Annotated in this window: 16 protein-coding genes; 11 read left to right on the plus strand and 5 right to left on the minus strand. The window is 45.4% G+C overall.

Annotated elements, in window-relative coordinates:
- Positions 1 to 7: 7 nt before the first annotated feature.
- The 5 genes from pheS to thrS form a co-directional block, all read right to left on the minus strand.
- The gene (gene pheS, locus BM528_RS06715) at positions 8 to 988 is read right to left on the minus strand and encodes a phenylalanine--tRNA ligase subunit alpha (RefSeq protein ID WP_071981198.1); all 981 of its coding nucleotides are present in this window, start codon (positions 986 to 988) and stop codon (positions 8 to 10) included.
- A gap of 317 nt (positions 989 to 1,305) precedes the next feature.
- Positions 1,306 to 1,662 (minus strand): 50S ribosomal protein L20, encoded by a 357-nt coding sequence (rplT, locus tag BM528_RS06720; protein WP_071979225.1) that lies wholly within the window; start codon positions 1,660 to 1,662, stop codon positions 1,306 to 1,308.
- Between the two features lie 17 nt (positions 1,663 to 1,679).
- Positions 1,680 to 1,877: a 50S ribosomal protein L35 gene (gene rpmI, locus BM528_RS06725; protein ID WP_071979226.1), complete on the minus strand. Its 198-nt coding sequence runs from the start codon at positions 1,875 to 1,877 to the stop codon at positions 1,680 to 1,682.
- 117 nt (positions 1,878 to 1,994) lie between these two features.
- Positions 1,995 to 2,534: a translation initiation factor IF-3 gene (infC, locus tag BM528_RS06730; RefSeq protein ID WP_071979227.1), complete on the minus strand. Its 540-nt coding sequence runs from the start codon at positions 2,532 to 2,534 to the stop codon at positions 1,995 to 1,997.
- A 114-nt stretch (positions 2,535 to 2,648) separates the two neighbouring features.
- Positions 2,649 to 4,565, minus strand: coding sequence for a threonine--tRNA ligase (gene thrS / locus BM528_RS06735; RefSeq protein WP_071979228.1), 1,917 nt, complete (start codon positions 4,563 to 4,565; stop codon positions 2,649 to 2,651).
- 650 nt (positions 4,566 to 5,215) lie between these two features.
- Here thrS and BM528_RS06740 point away from each other — a divergent pair.
- The 11 genes from BM528_RS06740 (at position 5,216) to BM528_RS06790 (ending at position 17,882) form a co-directional block, all read left to right on the plus strand.
- Positions 5,216 to 6,109 carry a fructosamine kinase family protein gene (locus BM528_RS06740; RefSeq protein WP_071979229.1) on the plus strand — a complete coding sequence of 298 codons (894 nt, stop codon included), beginning with the start codon at positions 5,216 to 5,218 and terminating at the stop codon, positions 6,107 to 6,109.
- Positions 6,110 to 6,131: 22 nt separating this feature from the next.
- The gene (locus BM528_RS06745; RefSeq protein ID WP_071979230.1) at positions 6,132 to 6,881 is read left to right on the plus strand and encodes a pteridine reductase; all 750 of its coding nucleotides are present in this window, start codon (positions 6,132 to 6,134) and stop codon (positions 6,879 to 6,881) included.
- A gap of 120 nt (positions 6,882 to 7,001) precedes the next feature.
- Positions 7,002 to 8,051: a DUF3080 family protein gene (locus BM528_RS06750; protein ID WP_232230591.1), complete on the plus strand. Its 1,050-nt coding sequence runs from the start codon at positions 7,002 to 7,004 to the stop codon at positions 8,049 to 8,051.
- Positions 8,052 to 8,117: 66 nt separating this feature from the next.
- Positions 8,118 to 8,954 (plus strand): MurR/RpiR family transcriptional regulator, encoded by an 837-nt coding sequence (locus tag BM528_RS06755; RefSeq protein WP_232230592.1) that lies wholly within the window; start codon positions 8,118 to 8,120, stop codon positions 8,952 to 8,954.
- Positions 8,955 to 9,082: 128 nt separating this feature from the next.
- Complete coding sequence (locus BM528_RS06760) at positions 9,083 to 10,306, plus strand: amidase (protein WP_232230594.1); 1,224 nt, start codon at positions 9,083 to 9,085, stop codon at positions 10,304 to 10,306.
- Between the two features lie 114 nt (positions 10,307 to 10,420).
- Positions 10,421 to 12,007 carry a gamma-glutamyltransferase family protein gene (locus tag BM528_RS06765; RefSeq protein WP_071979232.1) on the plus strand — a complete coding sequence of 529 codons (1,587 nt, stop codon included), beginning with the start codon at positions 10,421 to 10,423 and terminating at the stop codon, positions 12,005 to 12,007.
- 31 nt (positions 12,008 to 12,038) lie between these two features.
- On the plus strand, positions 12,039 to 12,857 hold the full coding sequence (locus tag BM528_RS06770) for a sulfite exporter TauE/SafE family protein (RefSeq protein ID WP_071979233.1): 819 nt from the start codon (positions 12,039 to 12,041) through the stop codon (positions 12,855 to 12,857).
- Between the two features lie 12 nt (positions 12,858 to 12,869).
- Positions 12,870 to 14,117, plus strand: coding sequence for a pyridoxal-phosphate-dependent aminotransferase family protein (locus tag BM528_RS06775; protein WP_071979234.1), 1,248 nt, complete (start codon positions 12,870 to 12,872; stop codon positions 14,115 to 14,117).
- Positions 14,110 to 15,345 carry an allantoate amidohydrolase gene (locus BM528_RS06780; RefSeq protein WP_071979235.1) on the plus strand — a complete coding sequence of 412 codons (1,236 nt, stop codon included), beginning with the start codon at positions 14,110 to 14,112 and terminating at the stop codon, positions 15,343 to 15,345. The genes BM528_RS06775 and BM528_RS06780 overlap by 8 nt, the downstream gene beginning before the upstream one ends.
- 109 nt (positions 15,346 to 15,454) lie before the next feature.
- Entirely contained in the window at positions 15,455 to 15,820 is a 366-nt protein-coding gene (locus BM528_RS06785) for an AraC family ligand binding domain-containing protein (protein ID WP_071979236.1), read from the plus strand.
- A gap of 541 nt (positions 15,821 to 16,361) precedes the next feature.
- Positions 16,362 to 17,882 carry a uracil-xanthine permease family protein gene (locus BM528_RS06790; RefSeq protein WP_083595226.1) on the plus strand — a complete coding sequence of 507 codons (1,521 nt, stop codon included), beginning with the start codon at positions 16,362 to 16,364 and terminating at the stop codon, positions 17,880 to 17,882.
- Positions 17,883 to 17,942: the final 60 nt, after the last annotated feature.

Genomic DNA, 17,942 nt, shown 5'->3' on the forward strand with positions numbered 1-17,942 from the left:
CTCTGCCTTAGTTGAACTGCTTGAGGAAACGAAGATCGTTTTCAAAGAACGCGCGTAAGTCGTTAACGCCATAACGCAACATAGTTAAACGCTCTACGCCCATACCAAAGGCAAAACCAGTGTATTCTTCTGGGTCTATTCCAACCGACTTAAGTACATTCGGGTGCACCATGCCGCAGCCAAGCACTTCAAGCCACTGGCCGTTTTTACCCATAACGTCTACTTCTGCAGAAGGCTCTGTAAACGGGAAGTAAGACGGGCGGAAACGCACTTCTAAAGACTCTTCAAAGAAGTGATGTAAAAAGTCGTGCAAAATACCCTTTAGTTCGGTAAAGCTCACGTTTTTATCTACCATCAAGCCTTCAACTTGGTGGAACATGGGCGTGTGAGTTTGATCGTAATCGTTACGATACACGCGCCCTGGCGAGATAATACGAAGCGGCGGTTTTTCCGCTTCCATAGTACGAATTTGAACGCCAGAAGTTTGCGTGCGCAGCATCATGTCTGGGTTAAAGTAAAACGTATCGTGATCGGCACGCGCGGGGTGATTGGCTGGAATGTTCAGCGCATCAAAATTGTGGAAACCATCTTCAATTTCAGGGCCGGTTTTTACCGAAAAGCCTAACTCACCAAAAAACGACTCTATGCGTGCAATGGTGCGGCTAACCGGGTGCAAGTTACCAGGTTTTTCAATACGCCCAGGTAGCGTAACATCTACCGCTTCTTCCGAAAGCTTCTTGTTAAGCTCTTCAGTGCGTAAATGCTCGCCTTTTGCAGAAATAGCCTGCTGAATAACCTGTTTCGCTTGGTTAATTTTTTGGCCAGCGGCAGGACGTTCTTCGTTAGATAACTTTCCTAAGCCTTTAAGTAAGTCGGTAAGTTTACCTTTCTTACCCATAAATTCGACCCTAACTTGGTCTAATGTGGCTGCATCTTGGGCAGCGTCAATCTGGCTCTGCGCCTGATTGATAATCGCGTCAAGCTCCATGGTTTCCTCAATGTGCATGATGACTGCATGGCCTTCGCGCAAGAAAGATAAATCTGCTGGCGAAAGCTTGCTTGAAATAAAAACGATAGTTTACACGAGGGATAGACATTACCGCTACCCTATATAGCTGATAAAGGCAGAATTTTAACCCATAACTTTAAATTGTTTAAAAACAAAGAGGAAAGGTACAGTTTGTACTTTATAAGAGATGGCTTAAAAAATTTCAAATAAGCATAAAAGATAGAACTACAGAAAAGAAAAAGGCGAGCATCCTGCTCGCCTTTTCCCGAAAGAACTTAAACTTAATTAGTTAATAATTAAGCTAATGCGCCTTTAGCCGCTTCGACTAGTGCGCTGAAAGCTGCTTTGTCATGTACTGCGATGTCGGCAAGGATCTTACGATCGATTTCAACAGACGCTTTCTTCAAACCGTTAATGAAACGGCTGTAAGACAAACCATTTTGACGTGACGCAGCATTGATACGTGCAATCCACAATTGACGGAATTGACGTTTACGCTGACGACGGTCACGGTAAGCATATTGACCAGCTTTAGTTACAGCTTGTACCGCTACGCGATAAACTCGTGAACGAGCGCCGTAATACCCTTTTGCCTGCTTGAGGACTTTTTTGTGACGAGCACGTGCAATCGTGCCGCGTTTTACTCTAGCCATTCTTTAGTCTCCTAGTCTTAAACGTACGGCAACATGCGCTGAACTAATTTAGTATCAGAATCATGAACCAATTTTTTGCCACGTAGGTGACGTTTACGCTTAGTACTCTTCTTAGTCAAAATGTGACGTAAGTGAGACTGCTTGCTTTTAAAGCGACCAGAGCCCGTTTTCTTGAAACGCTTGGCGGCACCGCTTACAGATTTCATTTTAGGCATTGCTAAAACTCCGCATTGTTTTGTATCGACATGTTCAGCGTGCAGTCGCTTAAGTGTCGGTTAATGTTTGCAGCAAGGTGTTTCAGGGTGCAGATTCCTGAAAACTTTAGACCGTTACTACTTCTTAGTTGGGGCGAGCACCATAATCATCTGGCGGCCTTCCACGCGACGTGGAAAAGATTCGCAGTTTGCTATCTCTTCTAAATCGTTTTTAACGCGATTTAGCAGGTCTATACCGATGTCTTGGTGCGCCATTTCACGTCCGCGGAAACGGATTGTGACTTTGGCTTTATCACCACTCTCAAGAAAGCGACGCAGGTTGCGCAGTTTTACCTGGTAATCGCCTTCATCAGTGCCAGGGCGAAATTTAATCTCCTTGACCTGAATTTGCTTCTGTTTTTTCTTCTGCTCTTTCTGAGCTTTACTTTTTTCGAAGAGGAACTTGCCATAGTCCATAACTTTACAGACTGGCGGCTCAGCATTCGGACTGATTTCTACAAGATCTAAGGTAGCTTCTTCCGCTAGCTGCGTTGCTTCAGCAAGTGAAACTACGCCAACCTGTTCTCCGTCTTTGCCAATTAAACGTACTTCTTTGGCTTTAATCTCATCGTTAATGCGGGCTTTGTCGCCCTGAGCCTTATTGTTAGCGCCTTTAATGTGCTATTCCTCCAAACATTTAATTCTTTCGTTTGCTTTCGTGGTGCTGGATATCAGCAGTTATTAAATACCAAAAGCAAACTCCGGTGTGCATTATACACAAATTTCGCTCAACTACTTAATGGTCTTTGCCATTACTTCTTCTTGAGCCATGGCAATAAAGTTTTCCACGGTCATTTTACCGAGGTCATCTCCACGACGTGAGCGCACTGCCACTTCGCCAGATTCCATTTCTTTATCGCCCACAACTAGCATATACGGGATACGCCTTAGCGTGTGCTCACGGATTTTAAAGCCAATCTTCTCATTTCTCAAGTCAGACTTTGCTCTAAACCCTAATTCCTGCAGTTTTTTTACACAATCTTGCGCGTAGTCTGCTTGTTTATCAGTAATATTCATTACTACAACCTGTTGTGGTGCTAACCACAATGGGTAGAAGCCAGCAAACTCTTCGGTAAGAATACCGATGAAACGCTCTAGCGACCCCAAAATTGCGCGGTGGATCATAACAGGTACTTTACGCTCACCATCTTCGGCTACGTAAGTTGAACCCAAACGTCCAGGCATTGAGAAATCGAGCTGCACAGTACCACACTGCCACGCCCTGTCTAGACAATCGTGCAATGTAAATTCAATTTTAGGGCCGTAGAAGGCACCTTCGCCAGGCTGATATTCAAATTCGATATCGTTGGCTTTTAGTGCTTCAGCAAGTGCTGCTTCCGACTTATCCCAAATTTCGTCTGCTCCTACTCGCTTTTCTGGGCGAGTAGAAAGCTTAACTGCCACTTTATCGAAACCGAACGCAGCGTAAGTCTCGTACACCATTTTTATACAGCCGCTAACCTCTTCTAAGATCTGCTCTTCTGTACAAAAAATGTGTGCATCGTCTTGGGTGAAACCGCGAACGCGCATTAGGCCGTGCAGTGCGCCTGATGGCTCGTTGCGGTGGCAGCAACCAAATTCAGCCATACGTAGCGGTAAATCGCGGTACGACTTAAGACCCTGATTGAATATTTGAACATGACCCGGGCAGTTCATCGGCTTAACCGCGTACTCGCGCTTTTCCGATTCTGTGGTAAACATGTTTTCTGCGTATTTATCCCAGTGTCCGCTCTTTTCCCAAAGCGTACGGTCCATCATAAGTGGGCCTTTTACTTCGTCATAGTTATATTGACGAAGCTTGGTTCGAATAAAGCTTTCTAGTTCGGTGTAAATCGACCAACCGTCGTTGTGCCAAAATACCATGCCCGGCGCTTCTTCTTGCCAATGGAATAAATTTAGCGCTTTACCAATTTTACGGTGGTCACGCTTTTCAGCTTCTTCTAAGCGTTGTAGGTAAGATTTTAATTGCTTCTTGTCTGCCCATGCGGTGCCGTATATACGCTGCAACATTTTGTTGTCGCTGTCGCCACGCCAGTATGCACCCGCCACTTTCATAAGTTTGAAGTGGTGACAAAATTTCATGTTTGGAACGTGAGGGCCACGACACATGTCTGTATATTCTTCATGAATGTACAGAGCTGGACGATCATCTTTGCTGATGTTCTCGTCAAGAATCTGCATTTTGTATTCTTCGCCACGCGCTTCAAACGCGTCGCGCGCTTCTTGCCAGCTCACTTTATTTTTTACAACGTTGTAGTTTGTTTTGGCTAGCTCAAGCATACGCTTTTCAAGCTTAACTAAATCTTCCTGAGTTAGGCTTTCTTCCATATCAACATCGTAATAAAAACCGTTGTCGATTACTGGGCCAATCGCCATTTTGGTATTTGGCCAAAGCTGCTTGATGGCATGACCTAAAAGGTGGGCACAGCTGTGGCGAAGAATTTCTAAACCATCTTCGTCTTTAGCGGTAATTATTTGAAGCTGTGCGTCAGCATCTATCATGTCAACCGCGTCAACAAGTTCGCCGTTCACTTTTCCTGCAATGGTTGCTTTGGCTAAACCAGGGCCAATATCGTTTGCAACGTCTAATACAGAAACTGGGTTGTCGAAAGCACGCTGGCTTCCGTCAGGAAGAGTTATAACAGGCATGTATGTTCCTTAACAGTGGTGACGCCTACTCTGCGCCACTTGCATTGATAAAAAGTGAGCGTGTAATACGCTGTTCGTTTTGTGTCAGTGTTTATTAATAGCGTTCTTTAATAAAGTGTATTAATCGCTTTCACTAATTGAGCAGCGCCGCAACTTAACAGCTGTGCTAGAAAAATGGATGTCACTACTCAATCGAAGCTACGGCAACTACCTACAACATTTTTGAGCGCAATTACCGGAATGTGCTGTGTTTTCGTCATTAATACAAAAACAAACACAATATTAAACAAACACGTTGTATATATTTTCGATGGGCGATTATAACGAGTGTATAGGCAACTTCAATGATGAAAATCAGATCCAAGCAATAAACCCAGGCAATTGCTGATTTTCGGCGGAAACATTGCTACTTCGCCGTATTTTTGAGCACTTTTTTTGAACACGTATAGTGACTAAATGTGCAATATTCGAAATTTGAATCATACTTTATCAAATTTGTTCATTTTTTAACCGTAACGTTCGATTTTTAAAAAGCATTGTCGGCTAATATTTAGCGGTGAGTGCTGAGCCGTGATTTTTGGCTTAGCGTTTTGGCTCGGGGTCTGACTTAGCATTTAAGTTCAAAGTCTATTGGTTGGGGGGGGAATTTTATGTGGCATTTTATTAGTGAACATATCTCGCAAGCCACTGGCCAATTTTTTAATTGCCAGCGAGCAGAACCCGTTTCAGGCGGCGACACTCACAAAAGCTTTATTATCAGGGATGAAACACACCGTTATTTTGTAAAAACGCGGCGTTATGATGATACACAACAGTTACAACACGAAGCCGAAGGATTAGATGCACTTGCGGAAACAAACTCCATTCAAGTGCCTCAAGTTATCTGCCAAGGCGTAACTAAAAATGAAGAGCCCAACATGGAATACTTGGTGCTTTGCTATAAGCGCTTCGTAGATCCTCAACCTACCGATTATTTTCAACTAGGTGAAATGCTTGCCAAATTACATGCCGTAAATGCGCATACAAGTTACGGGTGGCCGCACGATAATTTTATCGGGGCCAGTGTTCAAACCAATGGAAGATCGGCATCTTGGGCAGACTTTTTCGCCGAGAAACGCATTGGCTCTATGTTAGAACGCTTAATCGCAAACAATATCTGGCGTATTAGTGACAACGAAGCACAAGATTTAATTGAATACACAAGACGTTTACTAAGCCTCCATCAGCCTCACCCATCCCTGCTGCATGGCGATTTATGGCATGGCAACATTGGCTTTAGCAAAAAGGGGCCAGTGATATTCGACCCCGCCGTTTACGTTGGTGATGCAGAAACTGACTTAGCCATGGCTGAACTTTTTGGAGGCTTTCCCGAAAGCTTCTTTGAAGGATACAGCAGCCACACCTCACTTGAAAAAAATTACCAACAAAGAAAACCAATCTATCAGCTTTACCATATTTTAAATCACGGGTTATTATTCGGCGCTCATTATATCGTTCAAGCGAAACAGATAATTGACGATATCAAGCGCACAAAATACGCATAGCGTTCAATCAGAGTGATTTTTTATGGAAGACAAGGCACCTGTTGCCCTAGTAACTGGCGCAGCCAAACGCATTGGCGCAACATTAGCTCGGCGATTGCATGCTAACGGCTACCGTGTAGTTGTCCACTATTCCTCATCATACGAAGAAGCTAATTCACTGGTGAACGAGCTAAATCACTCCCGTCCAAACTCTGCGATAAGCCTGCAGGGCAATTTGTGTGACAGTAGTCATATCAATGCTATCGCAGAGAGATCAGTAGAGGCTTGGGGGCGTTTAGATGTTTTAGTAAATAATGCATCGAGCTTTTACCCAACTCCCATGGGCGAGATAACAGAAGACGACTGGTCTTCACTTGTTGGCAGCAACACAAAAGGCCCGTTGTTTTTATCCCAAGCGTTAGTGCCTGCGCTTAAGCAAACTGGTGGCTGTATTATTAATATGGTGGATATGCACCTAGACCGGCCTCTTCCAAAGCACAGTGTGTATTTACTCGCGAAAGCCGGGCTCGCCTCTCTCACCCGCTCTATGGCGATAGAGCTGGCACCTCAGGTTCGTATAAACGGTATAGCGCCAGGCGCTATTTTATGGCCCGAGCGCGATATGGATGAATTAGCTAAGCAACGACTCATTGACAGCGTACCGCTGCAACAACTGGGCAGCCCTGAAGATATAGCAGACGCGCTGAGCTTTTTGGTTTCTGCCTCGTATATTACTGGGCAAATTATTTATGTCGATGGCGGGCGAAGTTTGTATACCAGCGCCGAATTATAGAATAAAAGTATAAAAAATACTCCGAAGAAGAGGTAAACACACCCTATGATGCCATGTCCGTTTTGGTTTACTAGCAACACTCAACATTGCTTCGCTCAAACTGTGGGCAGCAAAAAACACGTGTTCCAAGCTGGTAAAACAAAGCGCCCCACTCTTTTTATTGGCGTTGCCGTATTAGCCTTAACCTTATTAACCGGTTGCTTTGGTCAAAATACGGTGAAAGATAGCCTTAACGATTATCAAAGCCGTTTATCTCGCGTGTTGGAAACACCTCTCACTGAACCAAGAGTTGCAGCGCTTCCAAGACTGACTGAAGGCTCAAAGTTAAAGCACGATATTGAAGGATTAAGTATTAACCTGCGAGAGTTTTACGCTATTCAAGACTGTGAACTTGGCCGCGTAGTAGCAGAGCGAAACACTTCTTTAGGTAAAAGCCAGCTTCCGTCACAGCGTTTAGTGTACGAGAGTAAGCTTTTGTCGGTGTTTTCAAGCTGTGAAGAAGCTCTCAGAGAAACCGATGAGGCCCTTGCCAACACGTTAGCCGATTGGAAGCAAGCGAAAGCCGCCGATTATATGAAAAGCTGGGCCAACCTTATCCAAACTAGTAAAGAGATGCGTTTGGGGTTGAACAGCCCTGAGAGACTTCTTGCCCGCGAGAATAACAAAGATGCACAGGCTAGCATTAACAGCTTATATTTTTTAGACGACTTATTATCATCCGATGCACTTGCAGAAAGTGTTGATAGCAGCGAGTTGGAAACCCAGCTAAAAATTATCCTTTCTGCACGATTGCCTGCCAGTTTGTGGCAAACACAGAACACCCTAGCTGCGGTATTACCACCACTTACCGCAGAGCTTACACCAGCACTAGACAATATCGCCTGCGTTGATGGCAGACCCAGCGATACGGCTAAAATATTGCGAAATGTGTTTTATCTATTTTTTATTGAAGAAATTCAACCCGTGGGTAGCTTGGTGAATAACTATCATTATAAGCTTACGCCTCTGTGGGAAAAGTGGCAGCAAAATCCTGCGCTTCACCCCTTATTTAAAGACTATCTTTATCAGCAGTCTGTTGAAGGTTTTGATAAATACAGCAAGGCTGTGCAGTCTCACGTTTCAATGTGGCAACAGTTCCTGGGGCGCTGTAACTTGTCCCCCGTAGCATAAACTAACGGCGTAAAATAGAGGCGTAAACTAGACACGCACACTTTGTATTTTTAGTGTTATGCTTAAATGATGAAAGATAAAAACCCTAACGACGTTACTGAACAAATCGCGCAGCACTATGCAGCGCTGTCACCAGCAGGCAAAGCAATTGCCCATTATCTGCAGAAAAACCCCATCGCTGTATTGTCACAGTCTACTTCGCTTATTGCAGAGAAAGTGGGTACTTCTAAAGCTACTGTTAGCCGTTTTTTTCGACAAGTGGGCTTCGAATCACATCAGCAGGCAAGAGAAGCATTAGCCGCACTGCGAGAGCAAGGCGTGCCTGTGGCGTCTAACCACAGCGATAAGCAACATTTTGAAAGCGAAGTTCAAAACCTGGCAGCCACCCTTCAAAGCTCCTCAGCTGAGGAACTTAACTCAATTGCGCAACTGCTCGCCAGCGCAGAGCAGGTTACTCTTATTGGGTTTAGGAACGCCTACCCGATAGCATTGCACTTTCGTCAGCAGTTAAAACAAATACGAGGTTCGGTACGTGTTTTACCACAGCCTGGGCAAACCCTGAGCGAAGACATTATTGATTTAATAGATAAAGACGTAGTGGTTTTGTTTGGTTTTAGACGGCGAACCCGCCAGTTTAAATTTGTGCTAGAGAATATAAAACACTGCAAAACCGTGCTTATCACAGATCCCACGGGTCAGGGCTACAAGCCACAAGTTGACTATTTGTTGGTATCGCATATTGGTAGTGATGCTCCCTTCGACAGTTACGCAGCGCCTATGAGCCTGGTGGCTTCATTGTGTAATTTAACCTATTCGCACATTGGCGAGGCCGCATCCGATCGTGTAGACGCTATTACTGATGTGTACGAGCGTATGGACGAGCTGGAAGATCCCAAGCGTTAGTCGGCACTTCTTTAACAACACGCTTAAAGAACACCTTCAACCTAACAATTAAGCAACATTCGTTTCTCTTGACTTTGTTATGAAACAATTGTTTCATAGGGTAATCATTAATAATAACTAAGTGTGCTGTGAACTCTCCTTTTGTATTAACACCTTTTTCTGCAGATTGCGAAAACAAACACGCGCCATTAGCTGGCCTTGGGCTAGCCATTAAAGATCTTTTTCATATGTCTGGTCTACCGACCGGTGCGGGCAACCCTGACTATTTGAAAACGCACCCTCGCTCTAATAAATACAAAGGACGCCAAAACGGACAAGAAAACGGGCAAGTTGCAGAAGAAAACTCACAAAACAGCACAGTAAGCGCACTGCTACAAGCAGGTGCAATATTCAAAGGAAAAACCATCACCGATGAACTTGCCTACAGCTTACATGGCCAAAACAAGCACTTTCCGGCGTTAACCAACCCCGCCGCACCTGCGCATATTCCCGGCGGATCATCATCGGGCTCCGCGGTTGCCGTTAGCAGCGGTTTAGCAGATATTGGTTTAGGTACAGATACCGGCGGTTCTATTCGCGTTCCAGCAAGTTATCAAGGACTGTGGGGGTTGAGACCTACTCACGGCATTATAGAGTGCGACAATATGGTAGCACTTGCCCCTTCATTCGACACAGTTGGTTGGATGACGAGAGACTTAAACACCTTTGAGCTAGTGAGCCGAATTTGCATTCCTGGTCATACGCAGCACGCTTTTAGTGACACTGTTCGATTTGGTGTTGCTTCCTCTTTGTTTGAGGGTGTCGCCCACTCAAAAGAGTGCAATGCATGGATAAATGAAACTATTCGCCGTCAGTTTAAAACCACCGATATTTCGTCTGAAAGACTTAATTTAACAGAGCTTGAGAGCGCCGCTACCTTTAGAGTTTTACAAGGCAACGAAATTTGGCTGCAACATGGCCAGTGGATTGAACAAGAAAAGCCAGATATTGCTACTGACATCATGGCGCGTTTGTCATGGTGTAAAACAATTACACCCCAGCAAGTTGATGCCGCTAAAGCTCAGCAGCAAAAGGTAATTGAACACCTTACTCACATCTTTGAAGACATCGACGTTTTGGTCATGCCCACTACGCCAGGTATTGCTCCGCGATGTGATGCCGATGAAACTGCTTTGGCAAACGACAGAAATGCCCTACTCGCATTAACCTCGCTAGCGGGACTAGCCGGGCTACCGCAGCTTCATTTACCACTGTTTACTCTGCACGACGCTCCCTGTGGATTATCCCTTGTGGGCAAAAAAGGCAACGATCTTGCACTAATCGAGTTAGCCAAGAGACTTCTGACACGCTAACTATGCACTCACTGTGCGAATTGTACGTTAGTTATGCGTTAATTGTGTGTGAGCAAAAATTACCAAAGAGAATTCAGTGCAAAGAATTACATAAAAGATTCAAAGGAAATAACAATGACAAAAAAATCCAATATCGCATTTACAGCTCCCCATTTTGCAGCGTCTCAGGTGGGGCTAAATATTTTAGAAAAAGGCGGCACCGCTATTGAAGCTATGGTTGCTGCTGCGGCGTCTATTGCCGTTGAATACCCTCACATGAACGGCCTTGGTGGCGATGGCTTTTGGCTTATTAGCGAACCTGGTAAAGCGCCAATAGGTATTGATGCCTCTGGCGTGGCTGCACAGGGCGCAACACCTAACTTTTACAAAGACTTTGATGCAATACCTAGCCGTGGCGGCAAATCGGCATTAACCATGGCCGGCGCGGTTGCTGGATGGAGTGAAGCACTTAAAATAAGTAAAGAATGGCAAGGTGGCAAAGATGGGTTAGCACTTTCTACACTGCTAGATACGGCGATTAGCCAGGCAAACTGGGGGATTGAAGTAACCCAAAGTTTAACCGACGCCAGTAACAAAACCTTTGATGATTTAGCTGATGATGAGAACTTCGCGCAGTTCCTGATTAAGGGGAAGGCACTTAAAAAAGGCAAAATTCTGAAGCTTACCGCGCTTTCTAAAACCCTTGCTCATTTGGCAGAGAAAGGACTAGACGACTTTTATCACGGCGAGCTAGCGCAAAAGTTAGCTGCAGATTTAGAGGCCGCAGGTTCTCCTATTCGCCTTGAAGATTTTGAAAATTACCGCGCGAAGCGTGTAACACCATTAAGCGTAACCACTTCAAAAGGCACGCTTTATAATTTGCCGGCTCCTACGCAGGGCGCAGCGTCGCTTATAATATTAGCTCTTTACGATAAAGTGCAGCACTTAGGCAAAAGCGACGCCGACATGGTACACCTGCTGATAGAGTGCACTAAACAAGCCTTTATTGCCCGCAATAATAATGTTACCGATCCATCTCGCACGCCTGTTGATTTACAACAGCTTCTTACCGACGAATCGTTAGATGAAATGGCACAGCACATTTCTATAGAAAAAGCTCAGCTGTGGCCTCACGTGGCAAAGCCTGGAGATACAATTTGGATGGGCTGTTGTGACAATGAAGGCCGTATGGTGAGCTACATACAGTCTCTTTATTGGGAGTTTGGCTCGGGTATTGTAAGTCCGCAAACCGGCATTGTTTGGAATAACCGAGGCACGTCATTTTCACTAGACCCAGCAAGCAATCAGTATTTAGCGCCAGGGTTGAAACCATTTCATACTCTTAACCCTGCATTTGCAGAACTTAACGACGGACGTCGAATGAGTTACGGCACCATGGGTGGCGAGGGCCAGCCACAAACTCAAGCAGCTTTATTTGCACGTCATGTGTATCACAACCAGCCTATTGATAAAGCCATATGGTTAGGTCGATGGCTACTAGGACGCACCTGGGGCGATGAAAGCCATAATCTGAAAGCAGAGCGCGATTTAGTTGAATATGTGGGTGAGAGCTTAGTCGCCCGTGGCCACGATTTGGTCACGGTAGACCCTTGCAATGAATTAATGGGCCATGCAGGTGCCATTATTCGCCAAGAAACCGGAGATGTAACTGGTGCAAGCGACCCGAGAAGTGATGGCAAGGTATTTTTAGGCCATGTTTAACCGTTAAATTACAACAAGAGAAAAAACATTCATGCAGTTTTTAATGGACAACCTAACGGTAATTTTATCGTTAATTGGAACCGGCATTTTTGCTGGGCTTTTAGCAGGCCTGCTTGGTGTAGGGGGCGGTATTGTCATTGTGCCAGTGCTGTTTTTCCTCTTCCAGGCGCTAGGTGTATCTTCAGAAAGCGCCATGGTAATTGCTACGGCTACCTCCCTTGCCACTATCGTTCCAACGTCAATTAGCTCGATTAAAGCCCACCACAGCAAAGGTAATGTCGACTTTGTACTGCTTAAAGCATGGGCGCTATTTATTCTTATTGGAGTGCTTGTTGGTAGCTATGCGGTAACCGTTGTTAACCCAACTCTCCTTACCCTGCTGTTTGGCATTATTGCCACATTATCGGCAATAAACATGCTGATAGGCAGAAAAGAAGCGCTGTTTAAACGCTTACCCGGTAAAACCGGACAGTCACTTATGGCAACCTGCATTGGTTTATTTAGTTCTATGGTGGGCATTGGCGGCGGAACATTAACCGTTCCTACGCTTACATTTTGCAATTACCCAGCACATAAAGCCGTGGGCACTGCTGCAGCGGTAGGGCTTATTATTTCTCTTCCTGCAGCAGTTACCCTGCTGTTCGCTGGCACCACGCCGCCCGATGCACCATTTGCAACATACGGCTATGTAAACTTGCTAGGCTTTGCCTGTATTGTGCCGTTAACCGTTCTTTTTGCTCCTATTGGTGCAAACATTGCCAATAAGCTAGATGCCAATCTTCTCAAGAAGATATTCGCCGTCGTTCTTATCATCACCGGCCTGCGCATGCTTGCGCAGGTACTCATTTAGGAGTCTTCTCTTATGCAAAGTTTTTCGCCGCTTTCTCCTCCGCCGCGTCTACTAATGGGCCCTGGCCCGATTAATTGCTATCCCCGCGTATTGTCGGCTATGGCAACTCAATTAGTGGGTCAGTACGACCCTGTAATGACCGGCTACATGAACGAAGTGATGGCCCTATACCGCGACGTCTTTAATACCAAAAACCAACAAACATTCTTGGTTGACGGTACTTCACGGGCCGGCATCGAAGCAGTACTTGTGTCGGCAATAGAGCCTGGCGATAAAGTGCTTATTCCCATCTTTGGACGCTTTGGTCATTTGCTGGCAGAAATTGCTGAACGTGCAGATGCTGAAGTGCATACCATTGAAGTTCCCTGGGGCGAAGTATTTACGCCAGAGCAAATAGAAACTGCGATTAAAGAAGTTAAGCCGAAGATGCTGGCTACAGTGCAAGGCGATACGTCTACCACCATGCTGCAACCTCTTGCGGAAATTGGCGAGATTTGTGAGGCTCATGATGTTCTGTTTTACTGCGACGCCACGGCTTCTATTGGCGGCAACCCCTTAGACGTAGATGCGTGGAAACTCGACGCTGTATCGGTAGGTTTGCAAAAATGCTTAGGCGGCCCGTCGGGAAGTTCACCTATAACCCTTAGCGACAAATTTGTGCGCACTGTTCGCACTCGTCATCATGTTGAAGCTGGTATTCGCGACGCCCATCATGAAGGGGCAAAAGGCCCTAAAATTCGCTCGAACTACTTCGATTTACCCATGATCATGGATTACTGGGGCGACGAGCGCTTAAACCATCATACCGAAGCGGCGAGCATGCTTTATTGCGCAAGAGAATGCGCTAGGGTGCACCTTGAAGAAGGACAACAGCAAGTAATCGCCCGTCACAAGGTTGCTGGTGATGCCATGTTGGCCGGCATTAAAGCTATGGGATTAGCCCCTTTTGGCGACCTAAAGCACAAAATGTACAACGTAGTAGGCGTGTATATCCCTGATGGTGTAGCAGGAGAAGAAGTGAGAGAAACCTTACTACTTCGCTTTAATATTGAAATTGGCACCAGCTTTGGCCCGCTAAAAGGAAAGATTTGGCGCATTGGCACAATGGGCTACAACGCCCGAGAAGATGCGGTACTCCACACCTTACAATCTCTTGAAACCGTTTTGAGAATGCAAGGTTACTCATGCCCAGCAGGTGCTGGTGTAGAGGCTGCACTGGCGGTTTACAATAAGGCCAACGCGGAGTCTACGAATGAGTGAGTTCGCTGAGCTGGCTACACAAGTTATGGCGCGGTGCGAGATGTTAGGCACCTTAAGCCAGAACCCAAACTGCTTAGACAGGCGTTACCTAACCGACCAGCATCGACTCGCAAATCAACTTGCGTCTGGCTGGATGATTGAGGCAGGAATGACCACATGGCAAGACGCCGTTGGTAATATTTGGGGGCGATACACATCTACGGTGCCTAACGCTCCTCGCCTTATATTAGGTAGTCACTTAGATACCGTGCCAAACGGCGGTAAATACGACGGCATGTTAGGAGTTGTTGCCGCTATCTCAATGGTAGCCATGTTCGACGGGCTGCAGCGTAAACTTCCATTTCATATCGATATTGTCGGGTTCTGTGATGAAGAAGGCACCCGCTTTGGTACTACTTTACTTGGCAGTCGTGCTCTCACAGGCAAGTGGCAAGACAGCTGGCGCAATCTTAAAGATGAAGATGGCATTAGCCTTGCCCAGGCTATGGAAAACTTTGGTCTTAACTTTGACGAAGTTTCCAGTGCCAGTATTTCCCGAACCGATATATTAGGTTACATAGAACTGCATATTGAACAGGGGCCCGTTTTAGAACAAGAAAACTTGCCAGTGGGTGTGGTTAGTGCCATTGCTGGCGCCCAGCGATTTACAATTACCATAGAGGGCATGGCAGGCCACGCCGGCACGGTTCCCATGTCTATGCGTTTTGATGCACTCGCCGCAAGCGCAGAAATGATTTTAGCAGTAGAGCGTATTAGTCATCAGCGACCAGGTGTCGTGGCCACCGTAGGCAAAATTGACAACGCCCCTAACGGCGTCAATGTCATTTCTGGGCGCACGCATTTTTCTCTTGATATACGAAGTGAAGACGACGCACTGCGAGACACGGTATTGGCCGAAATTATGCAAAACTTCGGCGAAATTGCAGCAAAACGCAAAGTGACCTTAAGTGTAGAGCAAACACACAGCGCGCTCGCTGTTTTGTGCGATGACAACTTAAAACAAGCGTTAGTTCACGGTGTAGAGCTTAGCGGCATAGCCCCTAGAGTACTAGCCTCTGGGGCAGGTCACGACGCCATGGCTATGGCGGATATTTGCCCGGTAGCAATGCTTTTCACACGCTGTAAAGGCGGCATAAGTCACCATCCTGGCGAATCAATAAAAGAATCGGACGTTGAAGCCAGCTTATCTGTGCTGTTTAAAACCATAGAAAACTTACGTTACACCTAGGGCAGCTGCGCTTTGTGACGCTTACCTATAAACAAATTGCTGGCACTTACTTAAGCAAAAACATATTGATTAACGATAAATCTACTGATTACACTCAAACGGAATATTTATGAAAATCAAACGGATATATAACGACAATGAAGGTAAAAGCCATTTTGGTGAGGTTACCATTAACCTTAAGGACGGTGGCCCTATTGGTCTTCTCTCGGAAAAATTTGCAGCCGATAAAATAATATTCAGGGCAACGCCCGCCGACTATGACTTCAAGTGGCATCCGGCACCTGCTCGTCAGCTATTATTCATTTTGAAAGGTCGGGCTGAATTTACTGTTTCTAACGGCGATAGTATTGAGCTTGGTGCAGGCGACGTTTTATTGCTTGAAGATACCGAGGGTCAAGGACATTGCTCGAAAGCGCTTTATAACGAAGTGCGGCATTCTATTTTTGTCACCTTAGATGATGATACGCATTTTTAAAAAAGGCTCTTGCGACTCACGCTGTTAAAATCAGAGCTATCTAAATAAAAGCTTTTAACATAATCACTTTTAACATAGCCACTTTTAACATAACCACTTTTAACATAACAGTGCTCAAATCTACTTAAAATGACCTTCGGGTCATTTTTTATGTCTTAAATACGTTAGTGCACCATTAACATCGCAAACGCACAGCTATTGTGCATAGAAAAAGGGTTGATAGAGCACAGCTTACCTTTCCATTCTATATGAGCGCCTCGACGAACACCTTTACGAACACCTCATGCCTAGCACATACAAAGATTAAAACCGTTAAAAAGTCACACAGAGTCAATTCCCGACCTTCTAATACCTTATTTATGGCCTATTCGTACACTGTTTGTACCTTATTTGGATTTCAACGACCTTTATATCAGGTACTAATGACCACTTGGTCAGCTTATTGCTTTATCTCTATGAGACCGCTCTTTTGTATGGCTTATTCATGCATTAGAACTTATCGACAGCCCCAGAATTAAATGCAATACGGAATGCAAAAGAAATGGAAAAAGACGTACAAAGTGAGCCTACGCGCAGTTCTCATAGTCATTCTCAAAGCAGTGACCTACTGTACAATTTAAACGATAAACCCTCTGCTTTCAGGTCACTCACTGCCGCATTTCAACATATGCTAGCTAGCTTTGTTGGCGTGATAACGCCCACATTAATCATTGCCTCCACGTTAGGTTTAACTAACTATACACCGTATTTAATTAGTATGGCCTTGTTTGTAAGCGGAATTGGTACTGCCATTCAAACCAAACGCATAGGCCCTGTTGGAAGTGGACTGGTTGCTATTCAAGGAACCAGTTTCGCCTTTATCAGTGCGCTTTTACTGGCAGGGAATCACGTTAAGAATTCAGGCGGCACTGAGGAGGATATCTTAGCGCTCCTGTTTGGCCTCACCATGGCGGGAGCTTTAGTAGAAGTCATTTTCAGTTTATTTATCTCAAGGCTAAAACGGATAATTACCCCGCTCACTACCGGAATAGTGATCACAGCTATTGGCTTATCCTTAATCAACGTAGGCATGATCGATTTAGCCGGTGGTTTTAACGCAGAAGGGTTTGCTGATGTGTCAAACCTTGGCGTTGGGCTGGTTGTTTTGTTAATTATTGTTTTTTTGAACGCATCCTCTAATCACTGGTTGCGCTTGTCGGCCATTTTTATTGGCATGGCTGCTGGTACCTTTTTTGTGGCGATGACAAAAGGGATAAGTTTTCAACATTTATCTACCTTACCTACCCTCTCGATTCCACAGCCCTTTGCGTTTGGCATAGATTTCGACATTTCACTATTTTTGCCCATAGCGCTAATCTATCTTTTTAGCGCTATCGAAACAGCAGGCGATCTCACTGCAAACAGTCTTTTTTGCAAGCAGCCCATAAGCGGGCCGCTGTATTTATCTCGCATTAAGGGTGGAATTCTCGGCGACGGTATAAACTCCATCATAGCCGGTGCATTTAGTACTTTTCCAAATACAACGTTTGGGCAGAATAATGGCGTTATTCAGCTTACCGGAATTGCCAGCAGAAAAGTGGGGTTTTACGTTGCAGGAATGTTTGTGACGGTTGGCTTCTTCCCCATTGTGGGCGGCGTGCTTCAAGCTATACCCAAACCAGTGCTTGGCGGTGCCACGCTGGTTATGTTTGCTATGGTTGCTGTTGGGGGGCTTAAGTTACTGGCTAGTCATGCCCTTGATAGAAGAAGTAGCTTGGTTACCGCCTGCTCACTTGGCATTGCTATAGGCGTAATGATGGTACCTGAAGCTTTGGCTCAACTGCCTAACTGGCTAGAAAATATTTTGCTGTCTCCTGTCACCTCGGCGGGGATGACTGCGGTTCTACTCGACCTTACACTTCCGAGAATGACAGATACCTCACCCCATCAAGCTTTGTCTCAGACGACATCTGACTCTTCGGATTGCGAAGACCCTTCTGAGCCCTGTATATCAGCCGCGAAACCACGCTTGCCCTCACAACCACCTTTATTTGCGAAGGCAGTAACAAAGCCTGTGAACTAGCTCACACAAGTTGCATTTATTGGTGCAACGCTTGCCCATAAATCACAATAATGGTGCAAG

This window comes from Alteromonas sp. RW2A1 (assembly GCF_001886475.1).
GTDB classification, from domain to species: domain Bacteria; phylum Pseudomonadota; class Gammaproteobacteria; order Enterobacterales; family Alteromonadaceae; genus Alteromonas; species Alteromonas hispanica.

Bases quoted from the DNA above. Each gene is read 5' to 3' on its own strand.
- BM528_RS06755 (WP_232230592.1), top strand. From the start codon at position 8,118: ATGATGAAAGATAAAAACCCTAACGACGTTACTGAACAAATCGCGCAG.
- BM528_RS06775 (WP_071979234.1), top strand. From the start codon at position 12,870: ATGCAAAGTTTTTCGCCGCTTTCTCCTCCGCCGCGTCTACTAATGGGC.
- BM528_RS06790 (WP_083595226.1), top strand. From the start codon at position 16,362: ATGGAAAAAGACGTACAAAGTGAGCCTACGCGCAGTTCTCATAGTCAT.
- BM528_RS06785 (WP_071979236.1), top strand. From the start codon at position 15,455: ATGAAAATCAAACGGATATATAACGACAATGAAGGTAAAAGCCATTTT.
- rpmI (WP_071979226.1), bottom strand. From the start codon at position 1,877: ATGCCTAAAATGAAATCTGTAAGCGGTGCCGCCAAGCGTTTCAAGAAA.
- BM528_RS06765 (WP_071979232.1), top strand. From the start codon at position 10,421: ATGACAAAAAAATCCAATATCGCATTTACAGCTCCCCATTTTGCAGCG.
- BM528_RS06740 (WP_071979229.1), top strand. From the start codon at position 5,216: ATGTGGCATTTTATTAGTGAACATATCTCGCAAGCCACTGGCCAATTT.
- BM528_RS06780 (WP_071979235.1), top strand. From the start codon at position 14,110: ATGAGTGAGTTCGCTGAGCTGGCTACACAAGTTATGGCGCGGTGCGAG.
- BM528_RS06745 (WP_071979230.1), top strand. From the start codon at position 6,132: ATGGAAGACAAGGCACCTGTTGCCCTAGTAACTGGCGCAGCCAAACGC.
- rplT (WP_071979225.1), bottom strand. From the start codon at position 1,662: ATGGCTAGAGTAAAACGCGGCACGATTGCACGTGCTCGTCACAAAAAA.
- thrS (WP_071979228.1), bottom strand. From the start codon at position 4,565: ATGCCTGTTATAACTCTTCCTGACGGAAGCCAGCGTGCTTTCGACAAC.
- pheS (WP_071981198.1), bottom strand. From the start codon at position 988: ATGGAGCTTGACGCGATTATCAATCAGGCGCAGAGCCAGATTGACGCT.
- BM528_RS06770 (WP_071979233.1), top strand. From the start codon at position 12,039: ATGCAGTTTTTAATGGACAACCTAACGGTAATTTTATCGTTAATTGGA.